This window comes from Haloarcula salinisoli (assembly GCF_019599405.1).
Taxonomy (GTDB): Archaea; Halobacteriota; Halobacteria; order Halobacteriales; family Haloarculaceae; genus Haloarcula; species Haloarcula salinisoli.
This window is the reverse complement of the sequence record NZ_RKLQ01000005.1, coordinates 174,571-187,687: the sequence shown is the minus strand read 5'-3', so window position 1 is coordinate 187,687 and position 13,117 is coordinate 174,571. Positions and strand designations below refer to the sequence as shown.

The following is a 13,117-nucleotide window of genomic DNA, read 5'->3' as shown; positions in this document are numbered from 1 at the left end:
ATGTGCTTATTGGAACGCCACACTGCGCTTTGATGTTTTTATAATTCCGGTTATTCTCTGCAATTATTATTCTATGATTTGGGTGATACCTCAATAGGCCGGGCCTCAGTAGCCTTGTTGAGTAACCCGAAGTGGAAGCTCACTCGTGCCGGTGAGCCGCCGCGACCTCGTCAATGTGTGGCTCAACGACAGTACCGAGTTGGTGCAGTTCCTGCGTGGCCCGTTGAACCGACTCGTTTGGAGACTCGAAATCGATAGGCACTGACTTGGCGAAATAAGCATAGGTACCATCGACGATGTCCCACCCATTCGCTTCCAGTGTTGCCAGCTCCTCGTCGCTCAGCAACGCACGAAACTCCTCACGGATAGTCTGTTTATTACCGTGCTCAATGTCGAGTCGGAGCCAAATCCGTGGCTGGTCGCGCTTCAGGTGTACGTGTGGTTCGTACTCGATAGACGTACCTGTATCCAAGTTCTGCCAAGCGTTTTTGTAAAAATTGATATAGTTTGTCCCGCGGTTGTTGACCGTCCAGTCTGCTGGGTCAACATCCGTCGCAGCGAAAAACGCCTCCTCAAGTGCCTGGAAGAGTCGTTGTTTGTCAGCTTCATAGGCCTCTGTGAGCTGGTCAATCAGTTCAAAGTGTTCGGTGTACAATGCCGTCTCCGTGGAGATGCCGTCTAAGTTAGTCATGTTCAGTGTTCGTTTGATCGTATCGAGGTAATCGGCGAGTTGTGCGCTACTCTTCGCTGGATACTGCCCCTGTCCGTCGTGGAGTACGTCCTCAAGCTGATCGACGACGTGTCGCCAAGAGACATCGACGAACTCCTCGGAGGAAGGTGCTTGAGCGGTTTCAGGTGCGAGATACACATACTCGGCCGTACCAGCATGCTCACTCACCACGATGTCACCAATGGTTGGCGCCGATGCGTAGCGAACCGTCTGGTCGCCTGTCTCCGGCGAGGCGACTTTGAGTTCGATACAGAGGAACCACTCGTCATCGAGTGCTAGTAACAAATCAACAGGACCGCTCCCTGTGGGTACTTCCGATTGGATGGTGACCCGTGTCGCGTCGTGCACAGGCGTATCGAATGCTATGTTTGGATGAGACGAAATCGCCTCCAAGAATGCTGTTAGGACATCCGACCCGAACCCATGGGGGCTGTCGGGGTCAAGAAAGTACACGAGCAATGACTGCCAGTAACGCTCCTGCTGTGACTGCCCGATAATCTCCAACGTTGGGAGAGGCAGCGATTCGGTTTCGCTTAGTTGTCGCCGAATGTCCGCTAATTGGTGCTCGATGCTAGATTTGTTCACGGACCGGTATTGTGCGATGAGTGGTGAAAATAGTGGTGCTACATCCCATACCGTAGAAACCTCCCTCGTGGAACAACTTCAAGTCCGTAACCAGACACTGTTTATTACAATGCCAAATCACAACGGCCAAGATAGAGGAGATCGTTTTGAGCAAATCGCCTTAGCAGTCCGGAATCGGGATGCTGGCCGCTGCCAGCGATGCGAGCAACCAGAAGGAGATGAACGGTTGAGTGTGCACCACCTTGTGCCAGACACAAAAGTTCCCGAAGGGCTTGATGCACATCTGCCGGTAAATCTTGTCACACTCTGTCGGTCGTGTCATGCTGAGATGGAAGCAAAGACAATCGAGGGGCAACTCAGAAAACTTCAGATTGAGACGCAAGCGGACCTGCTGCTTACCGAACAAGAACGAGAACGGCTCAACGAACGGTTAGACGATATCGGCCCCGAAATTCTGAACACAAAGACAGTCTCAGCCCATGAGTCGAAAGAGTTCTTGGACCATGATTTTGACCTTGGTGGAGCGCAGGTCGATTTGACTGAGTTTCAATAACCGTCTGTCGCTTTCGGAATCGCTGGCGCCGACCCCCTCTGTCAACCACCATGAGTTTTATATACAGTGATGAGTTCTATATCGGAACACCCGTGTCACAAGAGGTTGACAGGATTCGTGATTTGATTATTCTCGGCCGGGCAGCGCCAGAACCAATTCGTGACGGTCGGCACACAGTGTGTCTGGGCGGCTACTCCGACACCCATGGCTACATTCGCTTGTATCCCACGCAACTGTGGATGGACAATTGCAAGCGGTGGAACGTCGTTTCGGTGCCAGTAGAGGAGCCAGCACAAGACAATAGAGACGAGAGTTACAAAATCGCTGGCTCGAAAGAAGACTGGGGAGACCTACACAAGAAAATCAGACACGTCGACACGGTTTCAAAATCAGAGCAGATTCAGCTGGTTGACCAGTTAGCTGGCGACTGCACGATTCGACTGAACGAGCAACGAGTAAGTCTCGGACTGGTTGAACCGGCCGAGATTATGGATGTCTATATCGACGAGAACCCGGACAGCACTGTTCAAATGGACCTCGAAATGAACGAGCGAAAGGGGAAATCGGACTACCCACAAGATCTCTATATCAAATACCGCTGTGAAGGCTGCGCTGCAAAAACGTATCACGACCAGCATACAATTGAGTGGGGTGTTTATCGCTATTGGGACAAGCATGACGATGTCAATGGTGTTATTGACGCGCTGGGATTCAACGACGACAATATGAATCACTACTTTTTCGTCGGGAATCTCAATCACGAACGAGAGGCGTATATCATCATCAGTGTCCTTCGCTTCTCAGACGAGGATATGCTCGATGCGGGTGTGACACCTCAGGGACAGGGCGCCCTCTCTCGTTGGGATTAAACAGAAGATTCTAGAGAGAGGGGTGTCAAAACGCCATACAGAGACCGATGCCTCAATCATCACCTGGTGGGACAGTCGGCCCGATTATCTTCGCTAATGACACTGCACGCAGCCAACTACGTGAACATGGTGAAGTGGTGACCTTCCGGAAATCAGCCCGGACCACCGGGGAGACGTGGTGGCGCAAATCCCGACTGGGCACGAAAGAGGGTGACGTCACCGTCGAGGAGATCGGGGTGGTTGACCCGACTGAGGCGAGTGCGCTGGCGCCATATCAACAACTAAGCGGGTTCGCTAGCGTTGAGGCGTGGCAGCAGGCGATTGCGGCCCTGAATGGGAGTCTACCGAACCAGGGGCGGCTGTATCGCGTTGAAACACGAGACTGAACAGCTGTTACGTCGTGTCTTGCCAAACAGCGTTTGGAGAAATTGTTCCTTTGGTAATGGTAGCCCGAAGTACGATAATAATCTAGTATTTTTCATGTACGGGTAACAATCTGACTGTCTGTGCTATGTGTCGCTCGAAGAGTGTTTCTGACGCAGTGACTTTGGGATGACGATTAAACCCTTACCGCCATCTTTGGGGGGGTCAAAAGACGATATTTTTGTAATTGGTAATTAACTATTGAATAACCTTTAATACTCTATTAGTATAGTGGTCATATATGTTGAACGGCAAAATGGCTAATCGCTTTCTTTCTAATCTATGTCACAGTAAGATACAGAGGGATACATGAGAGGAGATCACCTTGAGAAGACGTTTTTAAAAGAAAGGATTCTACCTCTGCTTTTTAATAGAAAAAGTGCTACTATCTTCCGATCAGCCAGGAATGCGTTGAAAAGCCATGGTACGACAGTAAGGGAACTGCAACAGCAATATGACTCAACAGATAAAACAGACGATGTTTTTTGGGAAAGTGTTGCTGACGTAATCTCGGACGCATACGACGTTTCATTCTCGGAGTTTTCTGAAGTTGAATTTGAGGAATTTGTGAGAGAATTACTTGATGCAAGATTTGATAAAGAATTCCGAGTGAATGACATAAGGAAGCTGGACGAAGGTACAGCTATTGATGATTTTCTATCCGAGGTCGACAAAGAAGATAATATTGTACTAAACAGTAATGATTCTGACCCGCGGATAATCTATGTCGGGGAAAAGAGTTCAAGAGAGTATGTTGAACCCCTCCGACCGACTGAAGAAGAGTACTATCCACCATTACTACTGGAAATAAACGAGGCGGAAGACGAAATAAGGCTTTCAGGAAATAAGACACAGAGAAACGGATTTGTTTATGCGACGCACGACTACGACAATATTGTTCTTCAAGACGAGGAGCCCGACTCATATGATGACTTGGACATTGATCCACTCTTCGTACAAAAACTGAAGTCTCACGATGTTTTTCTGCGAGATATTCGTATCTCAGGAGGAAACTCGAATATTTCCCTTTCTGTCTCCTCCGGAGAAGGGGTTATTGAGGTACAAGAATTCGTTGATTACGATCTTCTAATACAAGATAAACAGGATTTACTGGCGGTAGACAAGTGTAAATTTGTATATGTGACTGAAGAAGAAGACGTTGAATTCGAGCTGAATTTCCAGACTTTCTCGCGAACGAGCGATAATCGAGAGTTTATCAAGATTTCACTTGAAATATCTGAAACTGAACAAGAACTAAGAGACACTATCGAAGATATACTTGAGAGGTATGGCATTGATGTTTATGAACCATACCACAAACCACCATCGTACTATTTTAATAAGCTACTGACAACCCACAAGAATTACAGGGATAAGTACTATAATTCTTTGGAAAATATAGATTCGGATACAGGAATGAACAAGTTAGTCGATAAAGGCATTATAAATCCGGATTCTAAAGAGGAGGATATTCCGTTGAACAAAGAATCGCTGATGAAGGAGATACATAGCGTTTTGAGTGACGCAACTGGGGAGGACATTGAAATTGGTGGGAGACAGCATCGGATAGCAGATATTGAGGAGCCAGAAGAGAGCCGGATACAACTCACCGTGAAGTCATATTCTGATGACGCTGAGGATAGTCATAGAAGATTTTATAGGGTTATTATTCCGTTCAGAGCGCGCCCAGATAAATTTGAGAAAATATACAATATTATCCTCACTCAAGTTAATTATCACCGGATTCTAATTTCTGAATCGCATACTGATGTAGTTCGATATATTGTCAGAGCTACCCGGAGAAAACTCAGATTCCAACAAGAAATGCTTGTTGAGAAGGAAGCACGCAGATCGGTAAAGATACTACAGGATTATTATTCGGAACCTGAGCAATTCCGCGAATCCCATGACAGCAAACAGCAGGCTGGATATGATATAGAGGATCACGTAAATGTGGTACTGAGATACCTATTTCGGGATTACCTTCCTGGAGGTGGGAAAAACGAGGCAGATGGAAGATTAAAATTAAATGGCAGTCATTATCTTGTTGACTCTAAGCAGAGCAAGAGCATCCCTCAGACGCAACTGACAAAATCAAAACAAGATTTGGAAGATTCTGGCAGTAGTGTATTTACAGAAAGCGACCAGATGGTCTTCGTCGTCTCAAAAGAACTCCTCTTTTCAAATACAGAGTCCGGAAGCCTAAATAAGGATGCTCGTGAGCGGATTGAGAGAGATACGGATTTCTCATTCCACTTTATCAGCGTAGAGGCCATCTCCAATTTATACGACATTTTCTCTGAAAACACCAATATCATCTCGAGCAACTCTAAGGCAAACGGGGAAATCCTTTCGCACATTCAGTCGATGATCGATGAAAGCCAATTCTCCGAAGATTGTGAAGATTTAACTGAAAACGAGGAGAAATATATTGCTAAAATAAGACGTACAATCGACGATTCTGATTATATGCCTGAAGATAGATACCGATATTTCTAATCATAGCTGTAAAAGCACGGTTCTCTCAATAGTCGACCAGTCGATACCGGAGAGGCCATGGGACGAACACCAAGTCGTGACGGAGAAAGATACAGGCCGAGAGAGACAGGTTGTCTTGAGACTGTTCGTGATTATCTCAGCATTCCCGACCGAGATACTGAATGACCCATCGGAAGTTTGCTTATCTCATTGCAGGATGAGGACATACTCTCGGAGGAAGAAATTGAGATATTAGAACGTCTTCGAGAGATCCAGAACCGATCTGTCCACTCGCAAGAAGCACAGTTAGAAAAGGTAGAGGTCCAAGAATTGTTATCTATTGCTGAGCGCTTCATACAATCAGATATCTAGCAAATCATCCTAATCTGTCATAACCAGCCCGACAGTACTACCGGTTGGCGTGAGACCTACAGGGTCTCGTTCAGAAATTCACGATCCATCTCACAACGTTCGGCCGCAAAATGATTCGCTATACTGCGAGCGGATTGTAAGGCCTCTTCGCTGGCGTCGGCCGCATGCTCATAGATCTGTTTTCGGTGGGATTCTTGACTAGTTCGAGCCGCGGAGGACCAGTCCCCCTGTACTGCCGCTTCAACCAGGACACCATACAATTCCATAGAAATCTCCGGATATGTATTTGACTGACCCGCGATCCATTCCTCTATTCGACGCCAGTGCGGATCCCATGTGGAAACATGGGAAAGGGATCGGCGTACACGATCATGTTCTTGCGCAATATCGGTTGCCGAGGATTCACGGACACAGTCTAAGAACCGACGCATCTCGTCCGCATGATCCCGTTGTTCTGTCTCCTCGGCGTTGACTAACTGATCTAACCGCCAGTCCCAGAGTGTCCTGATAGAGTCCCACTGCTCCTCTACCTCGGGCTTTCCAATCGCGTTTGCAAGCGTCCTAGCAACCTCCGTTGCTTCTTCAGGAGATAGAACCCGGTAATACCGTGCGATAAGGCTCTCATCATCGGAAAGCGAGTCCTCCCCGAACAAGTAGGACGACACGACGTGGGTAGCAGTGGATCCAACATTGATCTCATACGCATCGTCTTCACCATAGTCGAGCAGTTCTATGGCGTGGCTGTAGTAGGAGCGAAGGACGTCGTATCCCCACATGACGTTATGGCTGGTGAAGGAGTTCCATGCGGCGATGAATCGGCGCTGTTCTGTGATCGACTCTCCACGAGGGAAGATTGTATCCAAGTGTTGTTCTACCAAGTTTCGGTCTAGTTCCCAGAGTGTTCCGAACCGCCGCCCGATCACTGTGCGGACGGCAAGCGACTGATCCTCTGTGATACGTTTCTCGATAGCGTCACGAAGCACGGGCTCCAGATCATTGTCGCCTTGGTCGGTGTCCCACCACGCGTAGGTGATGAGCGCGTTGAGTGCCATCGGGCGCACGGAGTTGATCGCGACTCGGACTGGGTCTCCGTGGCCGGCCACGCCCTCCGCGGGTTGGTCTTGTTCCTGATCAGGATCGGTATCAGTAACTAGCACCAACAAGATGTCACGGACCTCGTCCGCGTGAGCCTCGGGGAACGGTGTTTCATCAACGGCCATACCCTTGTTGAGGAGCATGGCAAGGCGGGTACGGCTGCCGGTACTCCATGCAACTGGGTCGTCGGCGATGACCGTACCAAGCGCGATGATCGAGCTCCAAGGGAATGTTTGTCCCTCGTCGAGCAGTTCCCGGAATGCGCGAAATGCCGCCTCGGCATACCTGGGATTGGCGTCTTTTAGAATCGATATTTCGCGGGCATACCGTTCCGGTTGCTCTTCGATTAGATCCCGGATTTGCCGAGAAAACCCGACGTGGGTCCACTCCTCAAGCTTTCCGTCTTCATCGGGTTCCCATCGTTCTGTTTCCGGGGGTTCCCATTCGACTGCGGTGGTGAGCACCTCTTCGGCCGGGCTGTCCCGTAGCTCCTCTGTCTCCTCTGGTCCTCGTTCATTCACGGCTCCCCAGCCACCAGTTACAGCGGACTGGTGTGGCTCAGAGGGAACCCGATCTGGTTCGCCATGCTTCTCCAGCAGTCCTTCCAGCTGTGCTACATAGGGTTCGGGCAACGTGTCCTGAATGAGACAGAACCGGTCTCGACGCCATGTTTCCTGTAGTCTTTGTTCGAGAGACTGTGCGGATTCATCTCGTCGTTGAGCGAGCTGTTCAGCCTTCTCCTCTACATCGATATATGGGCCATTATTGATATTCTCGCAGACCTGCGCTTGGACGTCTTCCTCTAGATGATCGAATGCTGTTGCAAGGAGGTGGTAAAACTCGAATGTGGCGGGGCGGTCCCGGTAGTTCTCTTCATCCAGTAGCGCCGTCTCGATGAGGTCGACTTGGTGTTCGGGGTGCGCCGCGAGCAGTGTGAAGCCGACGCGCTGGAACATGACAGGGCCGCTGAGCAACTCCTCAATGAACTCGCGTCTGTCGGCGGCAGTTGGCTCCTGGTCGATCCATGTCGTGACGGCACGGATAAAGTACTCTAGGAGGATGTGTTTCAGCTTCCCGCGGTTCTCGTCGACGTAGTCGAGTTCTGTAACCGGGTTCTGCTTGACGAGTACCTCGTATTCCACACCGTCCACCCCTTCGATGCGGAGTGCGTCTTCAAGATTCGTGTAAAGCACCTCAAGAAGGTCGTCGGGTCGTTCCTCACAGAGGTCGGGAAACGTCTCTTCGAGTGCTTGGATAAGACTGTATCTCGTCATCCCCTGATTTCCGTCTAATTGGTCGTTGCCGTCGACCTGTCGTGGGGTGAGAATCACATCTAGGAGATCAAGGGCCGTATCGTACTCATTGAGACTACAGAGATGCTCATGTAGTTCCAGGCTACGGTAGGCGAGGTCATGGTATGCATCGGTCTCCTGGATCCATGGTATTGCTTTCTCGCCTACCGTTCTCGCACCGGATGCAGGAAGATCGGTACCGAGTGAGATCAGAGACCATTTCGTCCGTTCATCGGTCGGCCGTGTCGCGTCAATGGTTCGCTGCACGAAAGATGGATCGTTATCGGTTATCCTGGCGAGATAGGTGAGCAAGATGTTTGATGGGGTTTCGAATGCGCCCTGTTCGAGCTGTCGCTCTGCCCAGGTGCGGTTGAGTCGTGCGTCGTAGAAGTCGTTCGCAATCTCGTTCCGGGCATCGATGGCTGCGAAGACCGCTTCAATGATGGAATCCGGGATTTGTTCCGCATCGCGGGTTTTGAACGCGGTGACGAGCAGGGAGGCCGGATAGAAGCTGAAGCCGTCGTCCGCCACTACGTGCGCAATCAGGTCGGACACGGTCTCGGTCTGATCCCGGATGACGGCGTCGGAGAGGAATTCAAGGCAGTAGGTGATGTAGTGGACCTCTGTTTCAAGTTCTGTGTTTTCGTCGGCCAGTTCAATGCTGGTTTCCGCGTAGTACTGGAACGCTCGTTGTTGGGTTTCCTCAGTACGGCCCCACCGTTCTGCAAGGAACTCCCGGAAGACATCGTGAACTTTGAACGTAGCAAGACCTGTATGGGTGCGTCCGATCAGTTGGACAACAGTACGTGTGCTTAGTGATTCTAGAATTTCAGCAACAGCGACCCGATCTAGGTCGTAGGAGTCGGGCAGAACGTATGTACAGACTGCTTCGTGGAGTTCACGCAGGGGAGCGGTCGCTCGGAGGATGCGGCGTTCGTCGGGGGAGAGGAACTGGAGATACCGTTCTTCGATGGCCGTGTAGACTTCGTCGTCTGGGAGTTTGAGCGCTGCAGCGTCATCGTTCGATTCGATGAGCAAACCGAGATAGAGTGGATGGCCGTCGACCTCCTCATGAACGATCTCTATTTGTTCGTCCTCTATCTCTGGAAACGCTTGACGGAGCAGTGTCGCTGTTTGTTCCTCAGTAAAGGTATCGAGTGAGACGAAGGTTTCCAAGTCACGGAACGGGAGACGGCCCGCGGTGAGGAGCGTGACATTCGATGGGAGGGTATCGCATGTTTCCTCTATTACGCCCCTGATTGCTTTGTCGTTGTCACCTAGCTTGTGGATATCATCGACACATATCAGGAGTGGTTGATCTTCGGTGAATCGTTCAGACAGCTCAATGAGGGCGTCCCTGTATCCGAAATGAGCTCTGGTTGCGTCTGGGCCTTCATCATCCCATGAGAGACCTCCTACCGCGCTGATACTGATGCCGGTAACCCGCTTGCCTTCCTCTGTTTTATCGCCGGGGAGATGGTCGAACAGAGAGTGGCATACTTCCCGTACAAAGTCCTCACAGCTATGGTTTGGTCGTATCTCACGGATGTCAGTCTCGTAGTCCGTGCCGATATCTGCTGTAATCTGCTGGAGGGTGGTCGTCTTACCGATTCCCGGCCCACCTGAGATATGGATGTGGGATTCCCCTTCTTCGATATAGTCCGATACCACCTCCGACTCAGGTCGTGGTATTGATTGGGGAGCGGAGGCAGTGTTCTCGGTCATTGGGTTGTGTATGCGTTTCTAGCGAGGAATTTTCAATCTTCGCTATCTGAAAACCCGCGGGATGGAACCTGTCATCCTTATAGACGGATTCAATACAAAGTGAAGAACAACTTCGACTTCTAGAGTAATATCAAACTCAGTTCTACTCATATAACCAGCACCTAGGTTTAGGCTTTCACGTCTGTTATCTTGACCGGTACGAGAACCCGTTCAAATTCTGGCCTAGACTTTCACTCTCTTGTAGTCGGGTACAACAGAGTAAGTCACATTCTGGTCGTGATTATCGCCGCATGCCCGACCGAGACGGTCGACGATACATATAGAATCACCGATCTGCAGGGGATCTTAACCGTCCGAAGCTTGTCTGCCGTCCGTGTGAGAGGAAGAGCTTGGAGTCAGCACAGCAGCCGTGATGCTGTAAGAGATCTCGTTCTGGATAGTCGTACGTTCGGTCACGTGACTCTGCCAGTAGATTATTACAGGGCGAATCAAAGGTGTATGTATGGCACTCCGGGAGTCAGAGTCGCTTCTCGACGATATTCCCGACGGAGTTCTCGCAGTCGATGTTACCAGGGGGACGATACAGTCGGTCAACGACACGTGCTGTACGATGTTGCATCGCGAGGAGTCGACACTGGTCGGGTTGCCCCTGTCCGAGGTAGCCACTGACGGAAGTTCACCCATCGGAGCTGAAGCGGTAGACAAGGCACGTGCAGACGGCCCAGTCACACTCCAGTGGCGGGCACAGACCGGACACGGGACGGCTCTGTTGGTCGAGTCACGACTCACGACGACGACCCGTAAAGGGCAGGAAATAGCCGTCCTCACGCTCCGAGAGCAACCACAACGGACGGCCGCGGAGCCCCCGCTCGAACGAGGCCGGGATCGATACCGGACGTTGTTCGACAACGACGACCTCGTGCTCTGGGAACAGGACTTCGCCGAGGCCCGAGCCTATGCCATGGAACTGGCCGATACGGGCGAGGAACTCGGCACCTACTTAGACGCCCATCCCGAGGAGCTGTTGGAAATTCTGGCGCGGATGGAGGTCCACATGGTCAACGACGCCGCGCTCGATTTCTACGGCGTCGACTCGAAGGCCGAACTCGTGGCAAACTTCGACGAGATGATGGTCCAAGATACCCGCGAGGGGCTGACGGCGATGTGGAAGGCGGTCGTCGACGGCCAGCGGTATTTCTGTACGGAGTGTAAGTTCCGGCCACTGGACGGGGACGAAATTCGGTACGAGCTGATGGAGGTGTACGTCCCCGAGGCCCACGCCGACGACTACTCACTGGTGTTTACCACCGCGACAGATATCACCGAACAGAAACGCCGCGAGGAAGAGCTGGCGTCGGCGAAAGAGCGGTACCGGCGGATTCTGGACCGGTCGTCGGACTACGTCCTCGTCTGCGACGAAGCCGGCGATATCGACTACGCGTCACCGGGTATCGAGACGACGCTGGGGTACGAACCAGACGAACTAGAGGGGACGGACGCCTTCGAACACGTCCATCCCGAGGACCGCGACCACATCCGGAGCGTCTTCGAGGAGATGCTGGCCGACCCCGAGATGGACGTAAACGTTGAGTACCGCGTCCGCACGAAAGGGGGCTCGTACCGCTGGGTCGAGGCCCGCGGCGGCAACTACCTCGACGACCCACTCATCGGTGGTGTGATGGTCACGATACGGGACATCGTCGAGCGCAAACAGAACGAGCAGGCGCTCAGGGCCGAGCGGGACGCACGCAGCACGCTCCAGCGGGAACTGGCAGACGCCACGTCGGTCGAGGCGTTCGCGGGCGCGGTGTGTGCGGAGCTGGTCGCCATGGATGCGGTCACCGTCGCCCAGGTCGGCAGGGTGACCGCGACAGACGACATCGAGTTGCTCGCGGCGGACGGCCCCGACGGCTCCTGCGATAGCCTCGCAGTGCCGGACGGTGACCGGCCCGGCGTCACCACGGCCATCGCCGAGCGCGACGCCGACCCCACCCGGTTCCCGCTCACCGCCGGCACCGACTCGGGGACCGGCGTCGTGGTCCCGATAGTCCACGACGGTGTCACTCGCGGCGTGCTCGTCGTGCATCTGGCATCCGATCGCACGCTGTCGGACGGGCGGGTATCGGACCTCCTCGGGGAGTCCGCGGACGTGCTGGGCTACGCGATGGCCAGTGACGAGCGCCGGCGGGCGCTGGCCGCCGACGAGTGGGTCGAGTTGACGGCGACCGTCCAGACGGACGAGACGCCGCTGTCGCGGGCCGTCGCGGCCGCCGGGACGTGGGTAACGGTCGACGGCGCCGTACCCCGACAGGACGGCGCGGTCCTCTGTCACCTCACCGTCGAAGGCGACCCGGCGGCGTTTGTGGACGCTGCGGGTGATACCGACGGTATCGCACAGGTCGAGCGCGTCGGTGACGGCCCGCAGCTACAGGTCGTCGTGACCGGTTCGACGCCCAGCGCGGTCGTCGTCGGCCGCGGCGCACGTCTGGACGGGGCCGACGTCGGTCCGGAGACGACCCGGCTGACAGTTCGGCTCCCCGAGGCCGCCTCGTTCGACCCGGTCCTGGGCGCGCTGACCGACCGGTTCGACGACGTGACCATCGGCGAGTTCACGACGGCCCCGACAGCGCCCGACCGCGACGACCCGCTCTCGGGCCTGACCGACCGCCAGCGCGAGGTGCTGGCGGTCGCCTACCGGGGCGGCTACTTCGAGAAACCGCGGACACAGAACGCCGGCGAGGTCGCCGACCACCTCGACGTCGCCCGGCCCACGTTCGACGAGGTGCTCCGGGCGGCCCAGCGGAACCTGCTGGAGACCGTGTTCGACGAGGAGTAATCCCTGACAGGTCGTGTCGTCCCTACGCGTGTAGGGACCGGTTACTCTGTGGTCCACCTCTCACCTTCTGGCGAATGAGCAGCGCAGTAGCGCCAGGGGATGGGGGAACAGCGACGCAGATTGCTCCGGGGACGACCGACGCTCTGTCGACTCGGGTGC

The 13,117-nt window shown here is 53.2% G+C and carries 6 protein-coding genes; 4 read left to right on the top strand and 2 right to left on the bottom strand.

Features of this window, described 5'->3' with window-relative positions; translation table 11 throughout:
* Positions 1 to 139: 139 nt before the first annotated feature.
* Positions 140 to 1,315 (bottom strand): PD-(D/E)XK nuclease family protein, encoded by a 1,176-nt coding sequence (locus tag EGD98_RS19200; RefSeq protein WP_220589966.1) that lies wholly within the window; start codon positions 1,313 to 1,315, stop codon positions 140 to 142.
* A gap of 16 nt (positions 1,316 to 1,331) precedes the next feature.
* Here EGD98_RS19200 and EGD98_RS19195 point away from each other — a divergent pair, with 16 nt between their 5' ends.
* The 3 genes from EGD98_RS19195 (at position 1,332) to EGD98_RS19185 (ending at position 5,659) form a co-directional block, all read left to right on the top strand.
* Entirely contained in the window at positions 1,332 to 1,868 is a 537-nt protein-coding gene (locus EGD98_RS19195) for an HNH endonuclease (RefSeq protein WP_220589965.1), read from the top strand.
* Between the two features lie 92 nt (positions 1,869 to 1,960).
* A complete protein-coding gene (locus EGD98_RS19190) occupies positions 1,961 to 2,737 on the top strand; it encodes a hypothetical protein (protein ID WP_220589964.1) in 777 nt (258 codons plus the stop codon).
* Between the two features lie 732 nt (positions 2,738 to 3,469).
* Positions 3,470 to 5,659: a hypothetical protein gene (locus EGD98_RS19185; protein WP_220589963.1), complete on the top strand. Its 2,190-nt coding sequence runs from the start codon at positions 3,470 to 3,472 to the stop codon at positions 5,657 to 5,659.
* 407 nt (positions 5,660 to 6,066) lie between these two features.
* Here EGD98_RS19185 and EGD98_RS19180 read toward each other — a convergent pair whose 3' ends face one another.
* The gene (locus EGD98_RS19180) at positions 6,067 to 10,122 is read right to left on the bottom strand and encodes an ATP-binding protein (protein WP_220589962.1); all 4,056 of its coding nucleotides are present in this window, start codon (positions 10,120 to 10,122) and stop codon (positions 6,067 to 6,069) included.
* Positions 10,123 to 10,624: 502 nt separating this feature from the next.
* Here EGD98_RS19180 and EGD98_RS19175 point away from each other — a divergent pair.
* Complete coding sequence (locus tag EGD98_RS19175) at positions 10,625 to 12,958, top strand: PAS domain S-box protein (protein WP_220589961.1); 2,334 nt, start codon at positions 10,625 to 10,627, stop codon at positions 12,956 to 12,958.
* Positions 12,959 to 13,117 lie beyond the last annotated feature (159 nt).